Annotated in this window: 24 protein-coding genes and 1 CRISPR repeat array; of the genes, 15 read left to right on the forward strand and 9 right to left on the reverse strand. The window is 57.5% G+C overall.

Annotation, left to right across the window (positions count from 1 at the left end):
• The first annotated feature begins 69 nt into the window (after nt 1–69).
• From B5F84_RS03930 to B5F84_RS03960, 7 genes are all read left to right on the forward strand, one after another.
• A complete protein-coding gene (locus B5F84_RS03930; protein ID WP_204205498.1) occupies nt 70–1,161 on the forward strand; it encodes a protein kinase family protein in 1,092 nt (363 codons plus the stop codon).
• Between the two features lie 125 nt (nt 1,162–1,286).
• Nucleotides 1,287–1,742 (forward strand): DUF262 domain-containing protein, encoded by a 456-nt coding sequence (locus B5F84_RS03935; RefSeq protein ID WP_087321064.1) that lies wholly within the window; start codon nt 1,287–1,289, stop codon nt 1,740–1,742.
• Between the two features lie 192 nt (nt 1,743–1,934).
• A complete protein-coding gene (locus tag B5F84_RS03940; RefSeq protein ID WP_087321067.1) occupies nt 1,935–3,164 on the forward strand; it encodes a DUF4268 domain-containing protein in 1,230 nt (409 codons plus the stop codon).
• A 36-nt stretch (nt 3,165–3,200) separates the two neighbouring features.
• A complete protein-coding gene (locus tag B5F84_RS03945) occupies nt 3,201–3,602 on the forward strand; it encodes a hypothetical protein (RefSeq protein ID WP_087321070.1) in 402 nt (133 codons plus the stop codon).
• Nucleotides 3,603–3,688: 86 nt separating this feature from the next.
• Nucleotides 3,689–3,940 (forward strand): hypothetical protein, encoded by a 252-nt coding sequence (locus B5F84_RS03950; RefSeq protein WP_158094480.1) that lies wholly within the window; start codon nt 3,689–3,691, stop codon nt 3,938–3,940.
• A 15-nt stretch (nt 3,941–3,955) separates the two neighbouring features.
• Entirely contained in the window at nt 3,956–4,435 is a 480-nt protein-coding gene (locus tag B5F84_RS03955) for a DUF6508 domain-containing protein (protein ID WP_204205499.1), read from the forward strand.
• Between the two features lie 198 nt (nt 4,436–4,633).
• On the forward strand, nt 4,634–5,056 hold the full coding sequence (locus tag B5F84_RS03960; RefSeq protein WP_087321076.1) for a DUF1016 N-terminal domain-containing protein: 423 nt from the start codon (nt 4,634–4,636) through the stop codon (nt 5,054–5,056).
• Nucleotides 5,057–5,059: 3 nt separating this feature from the next.
• On the opposite strand, the gene B5F84_RS03965 is transcribed toward B5F84_RS03960, so the two are convergent.
• Complete coding sequence (locus B5F84_RS03965) at nt 5,060–5,977, reverse strand: Abi family protein (RefSeq protein WP_087321079.1); 918 nt, start codon at nt 5,975–5,977, stop codon at nt 5,060–5,062.
• Nucleotides 5,978–6,500: 523 nt separating this feature from the next.
• Between B5F84_RS03965 and B5F84_RS03970 the strand changes: the two genes are divergently transcribed.
• The 5 genes from B5F84_RS03970 (at nt 6,501) to B5F84_RS03985 (ending at nt 9,349) form a co-directional block, all read left to right on the forward strand.
• Nucleotides 6,501–7,280 (forward strand): ADP-ribosylglycohydrolase family protein, encoded by a 780-nt coding sequence (locus B5F84_RS03970; protein WP_087321082.1) that lies wholly within the window; start codon nt 6,501–6,503, stop codon nt 7,278–7,280.
• A 178-nt stretch (nt 7,281–7,458) separates the two neighbouring features.
• Nucleotides 7,459–7,800, forward strand: a complete 342-nt coding sequence (locus B5F84_RS03975) for a type II toxin-antitoxin system MqsR family toxin (protein ID WP_087321086.1) — start codon at nt 7,459–7,461, stop codon at nt 7,798–7,800.
• Nucleotides 7,797–8,837, forward strand: a complete 1,041-nt coding sequence (locus B5F84_RS03980) for a type II TA system antitoxin MqsA family protein (protein WP_087321089.1) — start codon at nt 7,797–7,799, stop codon at nt 8,835–8,837. The genes B5F84_RS03975 and B5F84_RS03980 overlap by 4 nt, the downstream gene beginning before the upstream one ends.
• Before the next feature lie 2 nt (nt 8,838–8,839).
• Complete coding sequence (locus tag B5F84_RS09560; protein WP_158094481.1) at nt 8,840–8,980, forward strand: hypothetical protein; 141 nt, start codon at nt 8,840–8,842, stop codon at nt 8,978–8,980.
• 30 nt (nt 8,981–9,010) lie between these two features.
• Entirely contained in the window at nt 9,011–9,349 is a 339-nt protein-coding gene (locus B5F84_RS03985; RefSeq protein ID WP_087321092.1) for a nucleotidyltransferase domain-containing protein, read from the forward strand.
• Nucleotides 9,350–9,548: 199 nt separating this feature from the next.
• Nucleotides 9,549–10,665: a CRISPR direct-repeat array (repeat unit 36 nt; unit sequence GTTTCCGTCCCCTCGCGGGGATTGGGGTCAAGGACC).
• A 446-nt stretch (nt 10,666–11,111) separates the two neighbouring features.
• Here the strand turns inward: B5F84_RS03985 and cas1 are convergent.
• The 8 genes from cas1 to cas6 are packed head-to-tail and all read right to left on the reverse strand — an operon-like array spanning nt 11,112 to nt 19,930.
• Nucleotides 11,112–12,116 (reverse strand): CRISPR-associated endonuclease Cas1, encoded by a 1,005-nt coding sequence (gene cas1 / locus B5F84_RS03995; RefSeq protein WP_158094482.1) that lies wholly within the window; start codon nt 12,114–12,116, stop codon nt 11,112–11,114.
• A gap of 27 nt (nt 12,117–12,143) precedes the next feature.
• A complete protein-coding gene (locus B5F84_RS04000) occupies nt 12,144–13,466 on the reverse strand; it encodes a hypothetical protein (RefSeq protein ID WP_087321102.1) in 1,323 nt (440 codons plus the stop codon).
• A complete protein-coding gene (gene csm5 / locus B5F84_RS04005) occupies nt 13,463–14,860 on the reverse strand; it encodes a type III-A CRISPR-associated RAMP protein Csm5 (protein WP_087321105.1) in 1,398 nt (465 codons plus the stop codon). Before csm5 ends, B5F84_RS04000 begins: the two co-directional genes overlap by 4 nt.
• A 2-nt stretch (nt 14,861–14,862) precedes the next feature.
• The gene (csm4, locus tag B5F84_RS04010) at nt 14,863–15,786 is read right to left on the reverse strand and encodes a type III-A CRISPR-associated RAMP protein Csm4 (protein WP_087321108.1); all 924 of its coding nucleotides are present in this window, start codon (nt 15,784–15,786) and stop codon (nt 14,863–14,865) included.
• A 2-nt stretch (nt 15,787–15,788) separates the two neighbouring features.
• Nucleotides 15,789–16,442, reverse strand: coding sequence for a type III-A CRISPR-associated RAMP protein Csm3 (csm3, locus tag B5F84_RS04015; protein WP_087321111.1), 654 nt, complete (start codon nt 16,440–16,442; stop codon nt 15,789–15,791).
• Between the two features lie 4 nt (nt 16,443–16,446).
• Complete coding sequence (gene csm2, locus B5F84_RS04020; RefSeq protein ID WP_158094483.1) at nt 16,447–16,839, reverse strand: type III-A CRISPR-associated protein Csm2; 393 nt, start codon at nt 16,837–16,839, stop codon at nt 16,447–16,449.
• A 5-nt stretch (nt 16,840–16,844) separates the two neighbouring features.
• Nucleotides 16,845–19,082: a type III-A CRISPR-associated protein Cas10/Csm1 gene (gene cas10 / locus B5F84_RS04025; protein WP_158094484.1), complete on the reverse strand. Its 2,238-nt coding sequence runs from the start codon at nt 19,080–19,082 to the stop codon at nt 16,845–16,847.
• A gap of 47 nt (nt 19,083–19,129) precedes the next feature.
• Nucleotides 19,130–19,930 (reverse strand): CRISPR-associated endoribonuclease Cas6, encoded by an 801-nt coding sequence (gene cas6 / locus B5F84_RS04030; protein ID WP_087321120.1) that lies wholly within the window; start codon nt 19,928–19,930, stop codon nt 19,130–19,132.
• A 312-nt stretch (nt 19,931–20,242) separates the two neighbouring features.
• On the opposite strand from cas6, the gene B5F84_RS04035 reads away from it, so the two are divergent.
• The 3 genes from B5F84_RS04035 to B5F84_RS04045 are packed head-to-tail and all read left to right on the forward strand — an operon-like array spanning nt 20,243 to nt 21,610.
• Nucleotides 20,243–20,503 (forward strand): type II toxin-antitoxin system RelB/DinJ family antitoxin, encoded by a 261-nt coding sequence (locus B5F84_RS04035; protein WP_087321123.1) that lies wholly within the window; start codon nt 20,243–20,245, stop codon nt 20,501–20,503.
• Complete coding sequence (locus B5F84_RS04040; RefSeq protein ID WP_087321126.1) at nt 20,504–20,773, forward strand: Txe/YoeB family addiction module toxin; 270 nt, start codon at nt 20,504–20,506, stop codon at nt 20,771–20,773. It abuts the gene before it with no gap.
• Between the two features lie 60 nt (nt 20,774–20,833).
• Nucleotides 20,834–21,610 carry an ADP-ribosylglycohydrolase family protein gene (locus B5F84_RS04045; RefSeq protein WP_087321129.1) on the forward strand — a complete coding sequence of 259 codons (777 nt, stop codon included), beginning with the start codon at nt 20,834–20,836 and terminating at the stop codon, nt 21,608–21,610.
• Nucleotides 21,611–21,616 lie beyond the last annotated feature (6 nt).

Consider the following 21,616-nt stretch of genomic DNA (forward strand, 5'->3'; position numbering starts at 1 on the left):
GCACTCGTATCGGCCAAACGTGCCCTATCGGTATACTCCGAAGAAAACCTAGAATACGAGTTCATCTACGTGAGCTGTCCTGATACTGAGCTGCGGGCCCTGTTGGCGACCATTCATCATGAACTTATTAAGCTGTTTGAACTAATGAACGGCCGGCTTCCTACGGGTGATTATCCAGCGCACTACTGGGCAAATGAAAGTCGTGAATTGCTCGGAATTATAGATATTGTAAATACCCTGGAGGCGGGACTACGGGATTCACCAAATGCATTCCGTGTCTGCGACTATTACCGGGACCGAATTAATGAGCTGCGCCCAAATCTACGCTCTAGCGGAGGGAGCGAAATCCCGCCTCACACAGATGCAATCGAGCTATATTTCACGGAACCTATATTCATTTTATCAAATTCGGTTACTGTCAATACTCCCAGTCGAGATTCGGTTTCATACCAGCTAAAAGTACTGGGGGAAGGTTCGTACGCGAAAACATACAAATACAAAGATAAATTCTATGGCATGAATATTGTTATAAAACGAGCTAAAGAAGGCCTTTCTGAAAAAGAGCTTGAACGATTTGAGAGGGAGTATAAAACAATAAAAGAGCTTCACTCCCCTTACGTGGTGGAAGCCTATAGGTATAATCGAGAGGCAAGGGAGTATTTCATGGAGTTCATGGATTGCACCCTTGAAAAGTATATTGCGAAGCTTAATAATAAAGATTCAAATAGAGTGAGACTATCTATCTCTCGTCAGATTATTCGTGCGTTTCGCTATGTGCACTCAAAGCAAATTCTGCACAGAGATATCAGCCCAAGAAATATATTAATTAAAGAATTTGACGATACAGTTGTAGTAAAATTATCTGATTTTGGTTTAGTAAAACTTCAAGAATCTAACTTAACTTCTGATGGGACTGAGTTTAAAGGTGCCTACAATGATCCTGAGTTGAGAAGAATAGGTTTTGTAAATTACAACATGAAACATGAAATATATGCAATTACGTTAGTGTTGTACTATGTAATGACCGGACGGAGCCGAATTGATAATATAAAAAATCATAAAATAAAAACCTTCGTTGATGGAGGCACCACATCAGATGTCTCACGCCGCTACTCGGATGTCGACGAATTGTCCCGAGCATTTGATGCCGCGTTTGCTTAGGCTCAGCTATCGCTGAAATTTCAGGCTCATATCCGAACAATGGTATGGACGAACAAATGCGTTTTGGAGGTGACTTTTTCGCTTCGTAGGCGAGGCGGGGCATCCCTCAGCTTATCTTCGAGTCGATGAACTCTACCGGCAAGGATCTCTCCACGGCAGACCTCGTGCGCAACTTCGTGCTCATGGGCCTTCCCATGGACGAGCAGGAGGACCTCTATGCCAACTACTGGCGCAAGATCGAGGAGACGCTCGGAGCGGACAGCTACGACGAGGTTTTCGACGAGTTCCTGCGTAACTGGCTAACGGTCATCAACGCGCCGACCAGCATCGTCGCGCGTGACGTGTACCGACTGTTCAAGCGTCATGTCATGGACAACGGCTACGACAAGCCTGGGCAGATGGCGGACCTCCTCAAGGAGATTCGTCGCTACACAGGGCACTACGCGTGCATCACGGCTGGTGCCTGTAAGGACAAGGAGTTCCGCGTTCTTCTCACTCGTATTCAGAAGCTTGACGTCTCCGTCGTGAACCCGCTCTGGTGTCCTTCTTCGTGGACTATGCGGCGATTTCCTCTCGCATGACGACTCCGTCTCTATGCTGAGGACCACGGAGAGCCCCATCTTCCGTCGTTCTGTGTGTGACGTCGCAACGAACAGCCTGAACAAGTTCTTCTCGTCCGTAATCGCACGGCTGAACGCGGTGCGGGACGATGGCGGCAACATCCCTGAGGCCTACGAGGCGATTCTCCTGGGAGAGGAAGGACGGCTCGGCGCATGCCGAGTGACGCGGAGTTCGAGCGGGCACTCAGGACGCGCGACTGCTACGCGTTCAAGCGCGACCTTTACCTGCTCACCAACCTCGAGAGCAGCTGGAACGCGAAGGACCCGCCAGACTTCTCGGGCAGCACCTTTTCCATCGAGCACATCATGTCGCAGAACGCGCTCGCTAGTGCGGAGTGGCGCGAGATGCTCGGGGATGATTGCGAGCGCGTCTACGAAGAGCTCATCAACACGCTGGGCAACCTCACGCTCACGGCGTACAACCCCGAGCTCTCGGATGCGCCCTTCGCGGAGAAGAAGGCGCATCTCAAGGGCGGCTTTGACCAGGACTATTTGGTGATCTCCAAGGAGCTGCATGACTTGGACGTGTGGAATGAGGACGTTATCCGCGCCCGTGCCAAGCGGTTGGCGGAACGCGCCCTCAAGGTCTGGCCGTTTCCGGAGCTGAGCGCCGATGTTGTGGCGTCGTATAAGCCGGTCAAGAAGGCCGCGCCCGCGATGAAGTCCATGACGTTCAGGGCAGTCTGCACCATGGCGGAGATTGCTCCGGGGACTGAGCTGGTTGCCAGCGAGGGCGACCGTGCCGTTGTTGCCACGGTGACCGACGACTACGGCATTCGCCTCTTCAACGGGGATGTTCTCAACAGCCCCTCACGTGCGGCGACGCGGGTGAAGGAGCTCGTGACCGGGAAGTATGTTACCGCCAACGGGTGGAGGTACTGGCGTGTGGGGGAGAGCGGTCCGCTGCTCTATGACGTGCGGGCGAAGTGTCTTGCGGAGGTTACGAACCCTGATCTCAAGTCGCTCTTCTGGGACGGCTTCTACGACTATTGCGCCGAGCGACAGGACTTTGTGTCCGCGTATGCCGACCCATCGGGCAGGGCAGAGAACAACGGGTGGTATGCGACGTTCGGGCTGGGCATGAGGGGCGTTCATGCGACGGCGTACTTCGCGCAGCGCGATGGCTGGGTCGGCGTGAATCTGTGGTTCACGGATGCGTCGCTGTACGAGGGGCTTGTCGCGCGCCGCGAGGAGGTCGACGCGATGCTTGCAGACCTTGGCGGAACAGTTTCCTGGCACGAGCCGAGCGAGAAGACGCGCGAGCTTCAGGTGCGGCTGGACGCGGACGTTAGCTCCGAGCACTGGGACGAGCTGTATGGCTGGCTTGTGACGGGGCTGCTCAGGATGCGTTCGGTGGCCGGGCTGTTGAGCGCATACAATTGATGAGTGACTACTGGCTCAGAATCCAGGGGGCGTTGCATGGTGACGAGCGTTGACGTTGCAACGCAGCTTCGAGAGTCCGACTTCGACGAGCCTGCGATTCTCATCAAGATTACGAATGTCGATTCGTCGGTGCTGTCTTCTCGGTTTGGGCTTTACGAGCGAGTCCGTAGGGAGTGGGCCGTAAGTCTCGACCGCGTGCGCAACATCCGGCTTGCTCTTGGCGTCCACGACGGTAAGGTCGTTGAGGTCTACCGTGTCGCGGGCTGGTTTCATACTGGCGAGATCATGAGGCCTGACGGCGACTTTCCTCCCGCAGAAGGCCGTGTTGAGTTCGTTGGCAACCTTGCCAGCGACGAGCTGCGCAAGCGCTACAAGGGTCGTCTCGTGACGGACCTGTTCCACGGGCAGAACCCCATCAGGTACGTTGGCGGGGCGTAGGATAACAACCTCGAGGTGCTAGTCTGGGCTTATGGGGAGTAGGGAAGTGTCGAAATCTGGGACGTTTTGTCCGCCCAGCCGAAGGGATGGCTGTAGTGAAGGTTAGGTCTGTGGAGCCGGACACGGGAAACTCCGTCGAGCATGAGATTGCTAACCCCTATCCCGTTGGTTCAATAAAGTATAAAGAGTTCGAGAAGGACATCAGGTGGTTGCAGAGACACGAGAAGTTGGTTGACCGTGACGAGTACGGTAACTTCATCGTCTATAAGACGTCTGGTTTCCAGCGTGCCGTCATTGTCCTGCTGATTCTAATCTTGATCGTACTTCTCGCTAAGTAACTGACGGGGGTTGCGGTGTTTGAGAGTCTGACAAGGTTCATTCCGCTGCTTGATCGTGAAGGGGACTTTGGCGTACGGGTTGTTGACCATGAGCACGCCGGAACGGTCGACGACCCTATCTGCTTCCCCTTTGTGGAGTACAACCGGACAGTGAGCGCACTTGAGAGTTCGATCATGTCTTTCGTGGACAATCACCCGGAGCTGTGTCTCACGCGGTATGCAGATATCCTCGAGAGGGCAGGCCTGGAGTGGGGGAGTGAGTCGATGGAGGGTACCGACGTCTCCGCTCTTGACGGCAAGACGGTCATGGCATTGCTCGTAGGGGCGGTTAGGGCCGAGCGCTTCTGTGACGGCGCCCTTCTGGGCTTCCTGGAGTCCGGCTGCATCGGGCGCTGGCTTCAGAGGCTGAGGCAGATTGACGAGGGAATGGGTGCGGGGAAGACGCTAAACACGTACTGCTCTGAATGTGACCGGGAGGGTCAGCTGGGGGAGTAGACCTCGTCGACGGTTCGCCGCTTCATCGAGAGCGGGCCGCTCTCTTCAACGTCCTGATGGGAAGGTCATAGAGCCCCGGACGAAAGGCGTGTCAAATTGCGCTGAGAGGCTGCTTCCCCAGCGTAAGCGCGAGCGCTAATTGTTGTCCGGTGCCTGAGCGACACTAAGCCTGAGGAAGTCTCTCGGGAAGGTGGCGCCATGGCGGAAGCGATTATCAAGAACGACCCTGAGTACCTGGCTTGGGTGCAGGAGCTGAGTGAGCGGTATCGTTGCAGCCAGATCAAGGCGGCGGTTTCGGTAAACCGTGAGATGCTGCTGTTCTACTGGCGGCTGGGAAAAGACATTGCTGATTTGCACGCTGAGAGTCGGTGGGGCTCGGGATTCTTCGAGACGCTGAGCAGGGATCTTAGGAAAGAGATTCCCGATGCCAAGGGCTTCTCACCGCGCAATCTTCGGTACATGAAGCGCTTCTACGAGCTGCAGCATGAGGCGGCGAACAGCCTTTCGACTATACGTTTCCGCCCCAACAATCAACATCTCCCCGCTCATAATGAGATTGGGTACAGGCTTCGCTTTTCTTGGTCCGGGGTACTGCTGCCGACGTGTTTTGAGGTCGAATAGTTTCTAGCTTTGATTGGCAAACTTAACGCCCATCTCTGTGTTGATCTGAACAAGGACTTCCGTACTGATTCTCCCTTGGTAAGCCCGGATGAGCGAATTGAGAGTGTCGATCATTGCGTGTGTATCCCCTTCGGGGAGAACAACACATAGTTCATCAAACATATCCGCGAAGCGAGCTCCTTTTACTGTGGCGCAGTAGAGTCTCTCGTCATGAGCACAGATGTTTCTATACCCAACGAGAACGTCGAACGCTCTCAGGAGGTCATGAGGGTTGAGTCGGACACCTCTTCCGGAGATTTCGCCGACGATCTTGCAGGCTGCGTTCTGAACGCCTCTCTTTTGGAGTTGGTAGAAGTGAGCGATATTGCCGAAGGTTAGGTCATTCTGAAGAACCCAGAGGGGAACCTTTCCATAGCTGTTGAGATAGTGCTTCACGAAGGGTCGCATCTTCTTCTTGTTGGTGAGCTTTCCGTTCAGGATCTTCATGAGGTTGGCCATGTTTGTTGCGTGCTCTTCAGCTTTGTTTCCTTGGTAGGACTTTGGCACCAACATGTCCTTTGCCGAAGTGTAGTTTGATCGTTCGAGGTAGGCCTCCGCGTCCCGATTCCTCTCACAGAAGGCGTAGACGACTGCGTTCTTGAGCGCAGACTCCGCGGCGGTTAGGTAGGGGAACGTTGACTCCCTCAGATTCCGGTCAAACATAAAGAGGTCATATATCTGTTGGAAGGTTGTACCTTCGAGATAGACGTCGTCGGCGGAAGACTTCATTGCTTCTCTATCAAGGAATGGGGCTTTGTATCCATTGATGATGGCGTAGTAGCTCTCTCGCTTGATTGCCGCCGCCGTCTTTTTGTCCGTGACAATCCCGCGACTTTCCATGAGCTCAACGAGCTGGTCAATAGTCTTGAATTCCTTGGCCATGGTGACCCCCTCGTAAGTCAAAGGGCCGCTACCGGACAAGCCCGGCAGCGACCCTTCTTTGTCACCGCCTCACGTAGAGTCCACGGTGACTGCATCACTGCTCTTATAATACCCGCGATGCTGATGCGGTCAAGAAATCTTTACATCCGGCTGGATATGAACGTGTTTGGGCATCTGGCCGTCAATGAAAGCTGCGGGGACAGGTAATCTTGCAACAAGTTGTTGCACAATTCCTGACGCCAAGTTTCTCCCACAAGTTGCGGGAGAATTGTTCTTGGTCTTATGAACTAAGCTACGGCGTATATGGGTGCCAGGGCAGTCTCAAACACGATGGTTACTGGGGGATTGATTGCCACAACTTGTGGCAGATTTTGTCGCTCTTATCGATATATCTCGTGCTTCCATTTCTGGCAGGCACCACAACGTCGAACATTTTATAGCGGTACCATATCCAATGTCTGCTCTGGATTGATGTCCGTTGAGTGCCTATGATGGGCAGGCCGTTGATAAAGAGGAGGCTGGCGTGGCAAGAACACTTCGCGACTGCGTCTACGGCCAGGCGGTGGCCGACGCGCTGGGCGTGCCGTACGAGTTTCGCCCGCGGGGCTCGTTCCGCTGCGCGGACATGGTCGGCCACGGCAGCCACAACAAGCCGGCAGGCACGTGGAGCGACGACACGTCGATGACGCTCGCGGTCTGTGACAGCTACCGTGAGCTGGGGCGCATTGACGTCGATGACATCCGCGGGCGCTTCGTGCGGTGGTACCGCGAGGATGCCTACACCGTAGACGGGCTCTTCGACGTGGGCAACGCCACGCGCGAGGCGCTCGAGCGCGGGCACGGCCTTGCGGGGGAGCGGGACAACGGCAACGGCTCGCTCATGCGCACGGTCCCGCTCGCGTTCACCGACGCCGCTGACGACGAGGTGCGCGCCGTCTCCGCGATCACGCACGCGCACCCGACCTCGACGGAGCCATGCGTCGCTATGGTGCATATCGCGCGGGACCTCATCGCCGGCGCGAGCCCGGCGGACGTGGCGGGCGACGTCGCCGCGCGACCCGTGGACGAGATCCGCTCTACCGGCTTCGTGCGCCACACCTTCGACGCCGCGCTCTGGTGTCTGGCCAACACGTCGAGCTACGCCGAGTGCGCGCTCGCCGCGGTGAACCTCGGGGACGACACGGACACCACGGCCGCCGTCGCCGGCGCGCTCGCCGGCATCGTCTACGGCATCGAGGGGATTCCGTCCGAGTGGCTCGACAAGCTGCGGGGAAAGGGCCTCATCGAGAGCTGCCTGTTTTGAGGGTGAGCGGTAATAACTCCGTTTTGCGCATGCTTGAAACCTCGACTGCTTTGCATGTTGCGCTCAAGATTGCTCGCGAGTCCTTCTTGGTTGAGACCAGCGTTTCTATACGCATCCGTGGCTTGTTGCGTACTATGCTGTGTAATCATATGATTACACTCAGCTCGAGAGGAGGGTGATGGACCAAAGGACTTTGTTTCTGCGGCAGGTCAAGCTGTTCGTCGAAAAGCACGGGTTCATCCTCGTCCCTCGCGAGCAGAACATCTCATTCATGGCTGAGCATGGTATGACGGTAGATGACCTGAGGCGAGTGATTCTCTCGCTAGAGCCGAGAGACATGTTCGACGGGCCGGAGCCAGACAGGGACCCTCGACGCGCCGAGAAGTGGACCGTGGCGGAATTCTCGCCGGAGTATGAGGAAGAAACGCTGTATCTGAAGTTGTCTGTTCGAACGGACGTGGAGCGATGTAAGTGCTTGTCGGTAAAGCTGTATGTGGACCGACGGGGGACGAGGGAATGAACGCAGAGAAGATGCTGAACACATACTGCCCTGAATGCGACCGTGAGGTCGACGCGCGGCTTGAGCACAGGGCCGAGACGTTGCCCGTCAAGGGCGAGCCGACCTCCTATGATGCCGAGGTGGCCGTCTGCCCGTGCTGCGGCGAGGCGATTGGTGACTCCCGCGTCGAGGAGGGCAATCTGCGCCGCGCATACTCCGCCTATTGCGCGGCTCATGGCCTCATGGCCCCCGACGAGGTCAAGGAGCTTAGGAACAGCTATGGCCTGTCCCTGCGCGAGTTCAGTAAGTTCCTCGGCTTTGGCGAGCAGACGATCGCCCGCTATGAGTCGGGTGCCATTCCCGATGACTCGCACAACACCATGCTCAAGCTTGCCTCGACGGCAGAGGGGGCGGCCTCCCTGCTGTCGGTTAGGGAGAGCCAGCTTAGTGGGAGGACGGCGTCAGCAGTCCGACGGTTCATCGAGAGCAGGACCCCGCTCTCTGGGCTGGCCGCAGCTTTCGCCGCGTGTCAGCGGCCGTCTCAGGAGATGGTGACACCGAGCGGTCGCAACGGCTTCCGCTCCTTCAGCATGGATCGCGTTGCCGCCGTGGTGTGCGAGCTCGCCGCTCGTTGCAAGGATCTCTACAAGACAAAGCTCCAGAAGGCGATGTTCTTCACCGACTTCCTCTGCTATGCAAGGACGTCTCGATCTATGACCGGACTTGCCTACGCGCATGCGGACTATGGCCCCGTAATGGACGGCAGGGACAGGATCGTCGCCGAGCTTCAGGATGCGGGCTTCGTTGAGCTCACGGAGAAGGGCTGGGGCGAGGTCGTGGTTCCCGTGTGCTGTCCGGAAGGCATTCTCAGCGAGGATGAGATCCGGCTCGTCGACGAGGTCGCCGACTTCGTCAATACGTTTGAGACGTCGTCGGAGATCTCGTCCTTCTCGCACGAGCTCGATGCCTGGAGCGACACCGATAGTGGCCAGTTCATCGAATACGATTCGAATGCTGGTCAGGTTGAGGCCGCAGTTGCTCGAAGAATGGCAGGCTGAACATGGGCGCACGCGATTGCGACAGTCTCATTGAGAACCGCTATCTCAACGACAAGCTCTTGAAGAGCCGCGAGCACTTTGCCCGCAGCGAAGTTTCTGAGCTTGAATTCGCCCGTGCGATGGACGCTCGCTACTTGCGCTGAGGGATCAACCCATACGGGAGGGAGGTGCTCATGTGCCACACGCTCGACGAGATTCGCGACGCGGTGAGTTCCGTGGCGGTGGAGTACAACTCGACGGCACCCGATGACGCCCGCATTCGCAGGGTCTTCCTGTTTGGCAGCTACGCCAAAGGTGCGGCCGACGATGACTCTGACGTCGATCTTCTCGTCTCGTTTTCATCTTCGGTGGTGAGTCTCTTCACACTCGTGCGGGTGCTCGAAGCTATGGAGAGCCGCCTGAGCGTTTCCGTGGACCTTGTTCAGGGGCCGCTTCCCAAGGATGCTCTTTTCGATGTGGGGGAGAGGGTGTCGCTCTACGAAGAAGAAGCCTGGCAGGCAATATATATATAGAGCACCCAGGTAATTAACCAACATGCCCTTTGTTGAAGCGTAGTCCCCTCGCAAGTCAGAGGGTCGCTGCCGAACAGGCCTGACAGCGACCCTTCTTTGTCACCGCCTCGCGTAGAGTTCACGACGACTGCATCGCGGCTATTTTATTGCCCGTGGTGTTGGTGCGGTTAAGTAATCTCTGCATCGAGACGGCGGAATTGTTTACGTCCCCTCGCGGGGATTGGGGTCAAGGACCATCAACATGTCCCAGGCAACTGGACAGATGGCGTACTTCCAGTTTCCGTCCCCTCGCGGGGATTGGGGCCAAGAACCTCTCAAGGTGAAGGAAGACTACGAGAAGAAGTCCTTCCTCTAGTTTCCGTCCCCTCGCGGGGATTGGGGTCAAGGACCAAGCCGACATGGAACGTGCTCACCCCGAGGACCATGACCAAGTTTCCGTCCCCTCGCGGGGATTGGGGTCAAGGACCGCCAACAGGTGGGTCCCGTGCAACCGGGACAACAGGCCCATGGTTTCCGTCCCCTCGCGGGGATTGGGGTCAAGGACCCCGTTGCGATGAGATTAGCGATCGAGCGATCGACCGAAACAAGTTTCCGTCCCCTCGCGGGGATTGGGGTCAAGGACCCTCGAGCAGAGCCACAAGACCTACTCCGAGATCGAGGACGATCCGTTTCCGTCCCCTCGCGGGGATTGGGGTCAAGGACCGCGCTGCCACGAAGCAGCAGCAGGACATGGAGCCCGTGTTTCCGTCCCCTCGCGGGGATTGGGGTCAAGGACCCTGCAACAACGAGTACAACTTCAACTTCTGGGGCGAGCAGTTTCCGTCCCCTCGCGGGGATTGGGGTCAAGGACCAATAACTCGATCGATGTAATAGGGGAAGCAGCAACCCCCGTCACGTTTCCGTCCCCTCGCGGGGATTGGGGTCAAGGACCCCGGCGGGGCGTGGAATGTTCAACCCGCGATTGAAGTGTTCAAGTTTCCGTCCCCTCGCGGGGATTGGGGTCAAGGACCTGTTCGAGTGCTGCTGCAACCTGTTCCTGTGCGACGAGATGCCGGTTTCCGTCCCCTCGCGGGGATTGGGGTCAAGGACCCATGATTGAGGATCTCGCAACTGGTAAGAAGCTTTAAGAGTTTCCGTCCCCTCGCGGGGATTGGGGTCAAGGACCCGTCAGGGTGAGCGAGGTCGACGTCCTGATCTACTTCTTGTTTCCGTCCCCTCGCGGGGATTGGGGTCAAGGACCGATCCCGCTGTACCTTGCGAAGTCGACCGGGCAATCGTTGGTTTCCGTCCCCTCGCGGGGATTGGGGTCAAGGACCCCCATTGACATCTTATCCAAAATGGGATAGCAACACTGTGCCCAACGACGCGAAGCCTGCTGAGCGCAAAACACCACTCCTAAAGGCACTCCTATATGAAGACATTCTCTTCTAGTAGCTCCCCATTATAATCTCCATAAACTGTTACGCTGCAATTCCCTGCAATCCGGTACAGCCGAATCCTATCGTCTGGGTTGAAAAACCGGTCGGAATCCATGAGTCGAGCTATTTCACAATTCAGCTCGCGTAGTTGCGTGTTCGTTGCGCGCCCTTCGAAAACCGACTTCTGAATCCTTGTCCCGTAGCGCTTGAGCAATTTCAACAGAATTCGATACTTTTTCTTATCCGAGATATCAAACAACGCGATAAAGTAATATCGCGTCTCCGCGGGCGAAGCCCCTCCGATGGCACCAAGATTCAACTCATTTCTCTCCAAGCTGCCCATCTTAATCCCTGTCTTCCGGAACCCAAAGGAACGGTAAGTACAGAGAAGGGTCCTTCTGCTCGATTGCTATTATCAGACTCCTGATCATAGTATCCAACGCCACGCGGAAGCTATACTTTCGCCTGTCCCCGAAATGCAGATAATAGGCGTGCTTTTCTAGGGCTATGCCTGACAGATAGCCGGATAGCTCTTTTGCCACCCCTCGTTTCATATAAACTGCGCCCGCGTCGTTATGATAGAAATCGTTCGGATGTACATCACCGGACCAAGCAAAATCGACGATTGCGGCATCAATAACAGGGGCGCGAAACGCTTCAATCAAATCTGAAGCCAGGGCCGCGTGCCCAAACTTAAGTTGGTGGAGAAATGAGAAGTACGGATGCAGCCCCGCCCGCTCGATAGCTCCGATAATCGTTCTAAAGTAGATGCTGTAACCGAATGACAGCATAGAGTTGAATGGGTCCTTTGGTGGACGGGCACTCCGTCCACTAAAGGCAAACTCATCGGGTAACAACCGCGAAAGGCATTGAAAGTACGTTCTCGCGGCGTTGCCTTCGTACCCCATCAATTCATCTATGCTGGTACATTCTTGAATCCTCTGGATTGAATGGCCGAGGGGCTGCAGCTCTTTGTCGGTAAAGACATAAACATCAGAACGGCGCAGCAGGTAGGTGAGACTATTCCTGACCTTCGCATCGACAATGCTCCGCGCGATTCCGAGGCTGAAAGTCGAATCATCGGAGGCGTACATCTGCATTTTGTGGCGTATAGGGTCGATCCGGTCGAACGACTCAACCTTCCCAAAGTAATGTCCGTCATCCGAGTAGTAAATTATCGGCACATCGCGTGCGATGCACTCTCGTATCAGTTGCGTTGAGAGCTGAGCCTGTCCGAACACAGAGATGCTTTCGACCGTGGAAAAGGGCATCTCGCGCTTAGTGCCCTTTCCCAAGTCGGCAATGGTCATCTGCCCCTCACGGAAGCCGAGCTTGATGTCGCTTTTCATCAGATAGATATGGGACATCTTCCCCCGCTATATCAACGTTAGAATCCAGTCGTTAATGCGGTCGTACACACCGGGCTCGATGGGGTTGTCGTCAACGAGCTCGTTGTAGCTTTGGAACAGCCAGCCCTTCACGTCTGCAAGCTTGTACCCAGAGATCTCTTCAAGGGCCTGCCTGCTTGTCAGCCTGATCTCGTGCGCGATCTTGTTTCTGCACTTGCTCTCGAACCGGCGGACATTGCGAAGAGCCCGGTAAAGCTCCCGATTCTTCAGGTCTCCGTTCTTCTGGGCGGCCTCCAGCAGTCCCATCAGGTCGTTGTTGGACAGGAAGTAGACTATTCTTCTGTCGGTAAGCACATCGTGAGCAATGGAACCCAGATATTTCGAACCCTCGACCTGCTTAAAGTCCTCTTTCTCCAGCTTGCCCTCCTTGTCCAAGACCGTCCACTCCGCTTCGCTCAGATGCGGTCTGAGGGCGAGCAGGATGAGCTTTGAGAGCGCTGGGGTCACCGACCGGGCAAACTCCGCCCAATGGCCCTGCTGGTAACGGACTTCCATCACCCAGATATACTCGGCAAGCTGGTTTTCCAGAGAACTGGGAGGGCGGTATGCCACCTCGGCGGCATTGAACTTCTGCCCCAACTCTGGCTTATGATCGAGATTCAAACGGTCCGCAGCGGCGCGGACGGTACTCAACGCTTTGCCACTGGCGCCCTGCTGCGATGACAGGATCTTCGCAGCGGCATCGTACTCGTATTGTGCGACGAGCGTCCGGGCATTCTCGCGCAGCAGCCGCGCGCCAAAGTTGGGCGACTCGACCACATGGATGCGGTTGGTGGTATCGCACGCCTCCTCGAAGGAGCATTCCCACAGGACATCCAAATCGTAATTGTTCGGATCCTCGCGATCGGAGCGGTCGTTGATATCCTTCCGAGGGGTTATCACCTGCAGCATTTGTATGTCGAGATGGCCGAAGGACCCCAAGGCAACGAGAGCCTGCTCCATGGCTGGCGTGCCAGATGACACGTTCACCAGAATCGTTGCTTTGGGGTTTTCCGCCTTGAGACGCGTCAGGATTTCCTCAAATTCCTCGATATAGTGATCGAACTGATAGACCGCCTGATGGGATGACTCTACGAGCTCCAACTCGGGGCAGGCAGCCCTTTCGGAGGTGCACAGCAGCTTGATGGCCTCTGTGTACCGCGCGTCGCGCTTCTGGTACATCGCCATCTTTGACGAGAAGAAGAGGACGACCTTGTCGGGGCGGTGGTATCTAACGATGTTGAGCATTGGCCCGTCGCCGAGCATCGTCAGCGGATCGGCGGTGCCTACCGGTGAAAACAAGACCTTCATTGCTGTTCCCTGATTTCGATATCGCACTTGCCCATCGGCAGGTTCTTGCCGCCTAGTATGCCCATCTTGAGCGTATGGGGAGAAACGCCGAACTCCTGATCCCGCCAATGGCGATGGTCATCCTTGTGCTTCCTCCCGTAGAAGCGCCCATCTTTGGGACTGAAGCCAGCATCTTGGATGTCGCGGTGCAGCTCGGGGAATTTACGCCATTCACCCCTGCTGGGGAACTGCTCGTAGAGCGTCTTCGATATCTCCTCGACTCGCTCTGCAGGGTCGTCGAAGAGGGCGTTGACCACCGTCTTGCTGTCGAAGTCCACGCCACCGCCCAGATACAACGTCGTGGAAGCCGAAGAGCTCGCCTTGTCGGCTGCATCTTGGTGGTTCCTGCAATAACCCGTGTCGTCCACTGCTTGGTTGCGACATCTCATGCCCGCCAGCGGACCGCTGGGGATGATGTACTGGCACCTGCCGTCTGCAGCGCTGCCATTCGAACCGGCGTCCTCAGTCTCGAAATACTTGAGGAAGCACTCCGCATACAGGTCGTAGGCTTGCCGGATGGCCTGGGACAGCGCAGTGCCGTCAAGGGGTGCGTCCAAGCCCAGGGCATCGTCGATGCGGCCGTCTATCGTAAGGTCGCACGTGAACGTGACGCCAGGCTTCAAGCACTCGCGGTAGATGTTGAGCTCGTTTCCGCGGCCGGTTTTTCCGCCAAAGAGAGGGTTCGCGCGCTTGTGCGATGCGTTGTCCGCCTTGGAGAACTGGTCGTACTTCTTCACGAACGCCAGGTCATCGAGGGAAAGTGGAGCAGAATCCGAGACGGAGAGGTACTTGAGCGCATCGTCCACAGCATCATCGTACGAGCCAGCCGAGCTTCCACTCCGAAATGCTTTGCGCTCGATGGCGCCACCTGCCCAGCGACTCCTCCTGGATTCAGGCCGGCCATCGATGTAAAGCGGGCGATACCTGTTGCTGTCGCTTTTCACTAGGCAGACGAGGAGCGCCGTTCGCAGCGCGCCCTTCACACTCGATCCGGGTACATACGGCAGGCCATAAACGTCCTTGATGAACGTCCTCACATCGCAATAGCGCCACTCGCCCCGTTTGTTCTTGGAGAGGCGTAGCTCCGTCTCGTACGCGGTGCACGACCGGGCGATGCTGTGCAGGTCGGAGTGGCTCGCGAGAAACTCGTCCAGATTCCCCGAGTTGGGATCACCCAGATAGTCTAGGTAAATACCGAGCTGATCAGGGCTAAGCTGCGCCGTGAACTTCCTGACATCGAGTACGGCGATGTGGTCCTTATTGATGAAGTAGTCTCGTTTCCCGTACATGCCGCCGTCACCGATATGCACCGGGCCGACCGTGGTGACAGAAACGGTATACCTACGTACCGCCATGACTAGGCCTCCAACCAGCTCGTACGTGCATACCGGTACACCGGATGAGCGCCTGGCGTGGCATTCACGTCGACGATGTCGCCCTCAAAGCGCCGCTCGAACACTGACCCCGGCGCAAACGCGTAGACATCGCGCTTCTTCTGCGGAGATGCGGAATGCGATGCGGACTGGACGAAGCCGCCCTTCCTAACCAAGCGATAGCGCGCGCCGGTGAGCAGCTCGTCAGTAAGCTCGTCATCCCGTGGAATCGCAGTCGAGAGCAGGACGCTGCGACCGCTCCTCGCGGCAATCTGCTCACGCGGGTCGATGGGCTCGATTGCGTATTCGAACCGCCCGTAGCCGCTCGTGCGCTTTCCGCCGATTCCGGCATACGACAGTTGGTCAAGTAGGGGCCGGATGTCGTAGTCGCCCTCGTGCAGCACATAAAGGCCGGTTCCAGGGCGGAACGAGAAGCTTCCCACATGGTAGGGCTCTGCGTCCCCGGATTCGCGCCGCTCAAGGTTCACGCGCGTCCGCACGGCGCCAACGCCTAGGTCGAAGCCCTCGAGCTCCTTAACCGGGTCGAGCTCGCCCGAAAGATACGCGCCATAATGCTCGCAGGATAGGTACTCGAGCTTCTTCATGGCTTTGCGGCGCCGCGTGTTGCGCGCTAGCGGTGGCTCATCTTCTTCCTCTGACAACTCCGACGCCAGTATGGGCCGCGGCAGGTAGAACGTCCCGCCAATATACGGAAAGGCGTCGCTTATGGAAAACGACCCCGTACGAGCAGCTTCAAGTAGCTCATCGGCGCAGCCCGCACGCAACGCCTCTAGGTAGAGAGCGCTGAACAGCGTACCCGCATCGAAGCCATGGCCACCGTCCGACAGGCGCCCTGCGCCAAAGTGGACGGGTCCGTTGAAGCGGAAGATGATGGTATTGGCCGGCATGGTTATCCCAATTCCGGAACAGCAAGCGACGTATCGCCGGTAACCACCGTACACTGCCAATCCTTGAACAAGACCCTTCCGCTGCCTCGTGTGCCGCCGCCTCCAAGGTAGTCGTGCTCGAGAAGATCGATGGCCTTCTTGATGTTGGCGAAGTCCTCCTGCAGTTCGTCAACGTTCTCGACGTTGTAGATGATCTCGACCTTGAAGCGCGCCCCGCGGACTACGCGCTCGATTTGACGCGGGTTGGCTACGGAGGTCAGACGGTCGATGGTGTTCTCGAACTTGCTCTCGAAGATCTGCGGAAGCTCGTCTTTGTTGCACAAGAAGCAATCGGAGAACTGCAGGCGCGATATCTGTATTCCCGTCCCGTCGGCGTTGCTCGTCTTCGAATTTGAGCCGAACAGACGCTGGATCTCCTGGCAGTCGTTTTGAAAGCCCTCGACGCCCTTGGCGGGTATGCTGCCCAAATCGCGCGCAAGCAGCGAGCGCATCTTGCCCTTGAGTGTCGAGCCCGGGATGACGGGCTCGCGCGTAAGGGGGTCGCGCACCACCGGGGAGTCGATTGCTCCAATCGCGCTGAACGAATCGTCGCCGCCGATATGCAGGCCGGTTTTAAGCTCGAGCGTGCTCGTAATCAGGATTTTCGTGAAGCTCATGGTGCTAGTTGTCCTTTCCGCCATAGAACTTGAAGTAGGCTACGAGGCTTTCCGCATAGCGGCAATACAGGACGAACGTCTCGTAATCGTGCACGCCGTCAAGGGCGGCGAAGAGACCCGTTGCATCCAGAAACTCGCGGACCGAATGCTCCCTACCGGATTCATAGGCCATGCGGACCTTGAGGTACTGGATGTCCGCCTCGTTCGCCTTGAACTCCTCGGGCCCTGTCACGCGCGTGTAGACATTCATGATCAGGCCATAGATGCTACGGAGCTTCGATGTCGAGAGGCCTTTGAATCGGTCCTGCATTCCGCGCCCCATGATCTCGTTTGCCACATCGGCGTAATTCGAGCCGGTTAGGGTCTTGCCCACCTTCTCCAGCTTTATCGGTGCCATGTCAACTACCTTTCCCTCGACGCGTACGCGTACCATTCCAAAGCAGTAACGAGATAGGCGCGCTGCTTTGTATCGGTCGCCCAGTTGTAGAACTGCTGGGAGTACCTGCGGTCCTCATCCCCACGTCCCTCGAAAGCCCGTGCTAGGACGTAGGCAAGACGCGGGATAGACACCGGGTTGTCGACGTCGCGCAAGAGCTCCATGAGACGGTAGGCGAACGCCTTGCCCTTTTCGATGCCGTCGAAGATGCGAGCGACTTCTTGCGCGCGCGGAACGACGACGTCGATGAACTCGCTCCAGCTGAACACTTGTTTCGCCGACCAAAGCGCGATGGCGTTCTTCTCGGCTCCGGAACCGTCGGTGGCGACAAACATCTTCGCTGCATCCTCAAGTTCGCCGGCTTCCTTCGCCATGCTCGCAAGGGGATACTTCTGCTCGAACATGCCGATGCCCGCGCTGATGGAAAGCGCGCCGTTGCCGGTGAACTCATCGAACGCCTTGCGTATGGCGACCGCCGCGTGAATCACGTCGCTCCAGTTTCCGATGGCGAACAGGTCGTCGCCACCGGAGTAGACGATCTGCATCCTCCAGTCGCCCTCGGCAAGAATCTCATTGATCTTCTTCTTGAAGAAGTAGCTGAGCGCTCGGCTCAAGGTCACGGTCCGACTGATGGACGCTTTGTCTGCTGGGATTCCGCTGATAAACACAGACCCCAGGTTGTCTACATCTGCACGAAGGACCCCGAGTCGCCGAATCCCGCGACCGGAATCCAAGCTCGTACCCAACGCAGCATAGGCTGAGATTCCTTCGCCATTGGTATCTGCCGTATAGTCGCCCATCCAAATATGGGTCACCGCGCCGATATCGAGCCCCACGGAATCCTTGGTGTACACGCGAACCGTCTCGGGAGCCGCGCGCACATATCCGTCGCGATCGTAGAGCGCCAAGTCGGCACCGAACGGCAGGGGCAGCCTCGGCGGGTACGTGGGCGCTTGGTTGCGATGTGGCACAACGGCGAAAACACCCTTCTTCACCAAGTCGGGCGAGATGGCGCCCAACGCATTGCACAGCGGGCACCTGCCGTCGATAAGGTCGCAGTCCGACCGGTGGCACTCCCGGCACTCCCTGCTGTGGTCGTCATATGCTATGGGCGCGTTGAGCCTGCGTATCGTATCGGCTGAGTATCTTGCTGCCTTCCGATCAGACAGGCGCCTGGTGAGCTCCCTGAACAGGTTCGGGAAGCGCCGGCCGTCCTCGCCGACGTTCAGCAGATCGTTCGGCGAGCAGGGCACCCATGCGGAGGCGAGGTAGAGATCTGTTCGATAATGCGCTAAGAACCACGTCCTGAGCTCGCGGTCGAACGACTCAAGGGCAGCCACGGTCTCGGGCGTATTGGGGAGCAACAGGTATGCATGACCGCCGCCGGTGTAGAGCAGGTTGGCGCGACAAAGGCCTAGGCGGTCGAGCAGACCGTCCGCAATATGCTCAAGGAGTAGCTCGAGATACAGGCTGCGGGCTCTGAGCTGCTTGAGCGCGCCCGACCCGCTGATGGTGTAGATAAAGCTCTGGATGCCGCTCATGTCGCAGGAGAAGAGCAAAAACATTTGAGCCCCGCGAGACCCAGCGCCATGCCCCTCTGCAAACAGGGATGTCTGGTAATCGCTTGCGCCCTGCGCCTCCAACCACGCGTGGGCGCAAGCGGCTATCCCCGCTGTGGTCTTGGCATGGTCGTATAGCGACACATCGATGAGCCCCGCTTTGTCAGTGGAGGTCGGAATCGATCCCGCCGTCACTTCAAGCAGGTTGAGCAGAGAGTCGATCCCGGCCCGGCTGATACCCGTATGGACGAGCCCTTCGCGAATGCGATCCAAGATACTCGAATAGCTTTCGTGGGGAATCGTGTTGTCGTCGGAACGGCCGTCGATGATATTAAAGATCTTCCGCAGCTCTGCATCACAATCGTAGGTCTCAGGACAGAAGCTTGCGTTTGGAGCACCATTTATGCCGCAGCCCAGAGATATGCCATCGGCAAAGCGGACGAGGTGCGCGAGCGACGTGGCATTGATGCCCGCCGCGTCCCCGACTTTTGCCGACGAGCCGTAACGAACCTGCTCGACTACGAGCTTTCCCACATCATCGGCATAGTTTGAGTTGAGGGGCGCCACTTCTCGCTCGAGAAAGCCAGCGCCGAGCTCGGCCGCATCACCCGAGCCGCTCGAAGTGCGAAAAATGACCTCGCCCACATCATGAAGCAGCGCGCCATAATACAGGGCGATTCTATCTGAGGTCATCACGCCACCTGCCCTTCGACAGGACGAGTCGGCTTGTCGCTGAAAGCGCATCTCATGCCGCCCATGCCCATCGCCGTTTTAATTCCAACACCAGAAAACTCTCCAAAGCGGAGAAGCATCCTCACCAAACCGGACATCGTTGGAGGCCCGTAAACACCGAAGGTCATTTTGCCCATGAAGGAGGGGATCTTCCTGCCCGCTCCTGCCACATGGGGAACGTAGTGGGAGCGCAGATTGTACGAGGTGATCAGCGTGTGGTCGACAATAAAATCGAGAGTCTCCTGGTCTGCCTCGCCTCGGCCCTCGTAGGTCTTCGAATAGTGCATGAGGAGGTTCTGCAGCACCAGGCGTACCGAAGGCATGTTCACGTAGTTTCCCTGACACTTGAATGACGCGGGCGTGACGAACTGCACGAACGCTTTGTTCCCCTGGTCCGTTGTGATGAGGTCGGTGAGCTGCTTCAGTCGGATAGATTCGGTCTCTACCCTATCGGTCTCGACCGAAACGCCGGCAGAGTGAATCTCGAACGAGTCAAGCTTTTGCAGGGGCGTGATGATTTGGTCTGCCGCCTGATCGGTGAGGGCGCTTATGCGCCAGATAATCGTGCCGCCCTCGTCAAGATAGCAGTACTGGCTGTAAGGGTTGAACGACATGCCGTGAAGCTCATCGGCATAGCGGGAGTCAATTGTTCTCATGAGCACGCCCTGCATGTACGGCCCCCAAGAAAACACCTGAGCACCGGAAAGCGTGCCTTTGCCAAGAGGCTTGAGCTTCATCTTCAATGTGGTGATATGCTCCATGACGTCATCTCATTTCGTCAAATAATCTTTTCTCTAGGTTATATTCCTTGAATCTCAATGATCTTGAGTAAAGCCCGCTATTCGGCAAATGTGACCGTTTCGACAATCGCCGCATTATTAAAGCTGTTCCCGCGCCGAAGACGGAGGCGGGACGACCGTTGTGGACGTATGTCATCTCTCATTGCATCGTTCTTCTCGGCAGGATTCCGGAAGGCTTTTAGGGATCGTTTGATTTGCATGTATAGGCGCAGTTGCAATCGGATAGAATCCAATTGAAAGCATTTGAATGCAAATGGATTCTAAGGAGCAACAATGGCTGTCACATCAGTCCCGATCGGAAGTCGCGTTGACGCCAATCTCAAGCGCGCGTTCGACGAGACCGCGGAGGAGCTTGGGCTGACCCCGACGTCTGCCCTCACCGTCCTCATGAAGCGCTTCGTGGACGAGGGAGGATTTCCCTTTGCCGTTCGCAAGCGCGTGCCAACGGAGATTGAGTTTACGCGTGAGATGGACGCGCGCTATCGCTCCATGCTTGAGGGCAATGAGGCAGCTCACGACTTGGTGGAGGCGTAGATGCCCTATCTGTGGGACGATCGCGCCTGGTCTGACTACCAGTACTGGGTGACACAGGACAAGAAGACCCTTCGGAAGATCAATGCGCTGCTGAAGGACATCGCAAGGACGGCGGGGACCGAGCAGGGCATTGGCAAGGACGAGATCCTGAGGCATTCGGGCGCGGGTCTGATGAGCGCACGAATCGACGCGAAGAATCGCCTGGTCTACAAGGTGGACGGTGGCGTTGTGCGCGTCGTTTCTTGTCGAGGGCATTACGGGGAGAAGTAGGGGCCGGCGTTCTTCTCGCTGCGCTTAGTAAGAGTGGTGAGATAGGGAGGGGAGCCGAACATGCCAACACTTCGTGATTGCGTCTACGGCCAGGCGGTGGCCGATGCGCTGGGCGTGCCCTACGAGTTTCGTCCTCGGGGCTCGTTCCGCTGCACGGACATGGTCGGCCACGGCAGCCACAACAAGCCGGCGGGCACGTGGAGCGACGACACGTCGATGGCGCTCGCGGTCTGCGACAGCTACCGTGAGCTGGGGCGCATTGACGTCGACGACATTCGCGGGCGCTTCGTGCGGTGGTATCGCGAGGGTGCCTACACGGTCGACGGGCTCTTTGACATCGGCAACGCCACGCGCGAGGCGCTCGAGTGCGGGCACGGCCTTGCGGGGGAGCGGGACAACGGCAACGGCTCGCTCATGCGCGCGGTCCCGCTCGCGTTCACCGACGCCGCTGACGACGAGGTGCGCGCCGTCTCCGCGATCACGCACGCGCACCCGACCTCGACGGAGCCATGCGTCGCTATGGTGCATATCGCGCGGGACCTCATCGCCGGGGCGAGCCCGGCGGACGTGGCTTGTGACATTGCCGCGCGTCCCGTGGACGAGATTCGCTCTACCGGCTTCGTGTGCCACACCTTCGACGCCGCGCTCTGGTGTCTGGCCAACACGTCGAGCTACGCCGAGTGCGCGCTCGCCGCGGTGAACCTCGGGGACGACACGGACACCACTGCCGCCGTCGCCGGCGCGCTCGCCGGCATCGTCTACGGCATCGAGGGGATTCCGGCCGAGTGGCTCGACGGGCTGCGGGGCACAGACGTCATCGAGGCGTGCCTGTTCTGAGGCAAA

Origin of the sequence: Olsenella sp. An290 (assembly GCF_002159535.1) — a bacterium.
GTDB lineage: Bacteria > Actinomycetota > Coriobacteriia > Coriobacteriales > Atopobiaceae > Thermophilibacter.

Excerpts from the sequence above, each read along its gene's own strand:
- B5F84_RS04045 (WP_087321129.1), top strand. The coding sequence starts at position 20,834 with ATGCCAACACTTCGTGATTGCGTCTACGGCCAGGCGGTGGCCGATGCG.
- B5F84_RS03980 (WP_087321089.1), top strand. The coding sequence starts at position 7,797 with ATGAACGCAGAGAAGATGCTGAACACATACTGCCCTGAATGCGACCGT.
- csm5 (WP_087321105.1), bottom strand. The coding sequence starts at position 14,860 with ATGGCGGTACGTAGGTATACCGTTTCTGTCACCACGGTCGGCCCGGTG.
- csm3 (WP_087321111.1), bottom strand. The coding sequence starts at position 16,442 with ATGAGCTTCACGAAAATCCTGATTACGAGCACGCTCGAGCTTAAAACC.
- B5F84_RS03950 (WP_158094480.1), top strand. The coding sequence starts at position 3,689 with ATGGCTGTAGTGAAGGTTAGGTCTGTGGAGCCGGACACGGGAAACTCC.
- B5F84_RS09560 (WP_158094481.1), top strand. The coding sequence starts at position 8,840 with ATGGGCGCACGCGATTGCGACAGTCTCATTGAGAACCGCTATCTCAAC.
- B5F84_RS03960 (WP_087321076.1), top strand. The coding sequence starts at position 4,634 with ATGGCGGAAGCGATTATCAAGAACGACCCTGAGTACCTGGCTTGGGTG.
- B5F84_RS03965 (WP_087321079.1), bottom strand. The coding sequence starts at position 5,977 with ATGGCCAAGGAATTCAAGACTATTGACCAGCTCGTTGAGCTCATGGAA.
- B5F84_RS04000 (WP_087321102.1), bottom strand. The coding sequence starts at position 13,466 with ATGAAGGTCTTGTTTTCACCGGTAGGCACCGCCGATCCGCTGACGATG.
- B5F84_RS04040 (WP_087321126.1), top strand. The coding sequence starts at position 20,504 with ATGCCCTATCTGTGGGACGATCGCGCCTGGTCTGACTACCAGTACTGG.
- csm2 (WP_158094483.1), bottom strand. The coding sequence starts at position 16,839 with ATGGCACCGATAAAGCTGGAGAAGGTGGGCAAGACCCTAACCGGCTCG.
- B5F84_RS04035 (WP_087321123.1), top strand. The coding sequence starts at position 20,243 with ATGGCTGTCACATCAGTCCCGATCGGAAGTCGCGTTGACGCCAATCTC.
- B5F84_RS03975 (WP_087321086.1), top strand. The coding sequence starts at position 7,459 with ATGGACCAAAGGACTTTGTTTCTGCGGCAGGTCAAGCTGTTCGTCGAA.
- B5F84_RS03940 (WP_087321067.1), top strand. The coding sequence starts at position 1,935 with ATGCCGAGTGACGCGGAGTTCGAGCGGGCACTCAGGACGCGCGACTGC.
- cas6 (WP_087321120.1), bottom strand. The coding sequence starts at position 19,930 with ATGGAGCATATCACCACATTGAAGATGAAGCTCAAGCCTCTTGGCAAA.
- cas1 (WP_158094482.1), bottom strand. The coding sequence starts at position 12,116 with ATGAAAAGCGACATCAAGCTCGGCTTCCGTGAGGGGCAGATGACCATT.
- csm4 (WP_087321108.1), bottom strand. The coding sequence starts at position 15,786 with ATGCCGGCCAATACCATCATCTTCCGCTTCAACGGACCCGTCCACTTT.
- B5F84_RS03935 (WP_087321064.1), top strand. The coding sequence starts at position 1,287 with ATGAACTCTACCGGCAAGGATCTCTCCACGGCAGACCTCGTGCGCAAC.
- B5F84_RS03945 (WP_087321070.1), top strand. The coding sequence starts at position 3,201 with ATGGTGACGAGCGTTGACGTTGCAACGCAGCTTCGAGAGTCCGACTTC.
- B5F84_RS03985 (WP_087321092.1), top strand. The coding sequence starts at position 9,011 with ATGTGCCACACGCTCGACGAGATTCGCGACGCGGTGAGTTCCGTGGCG.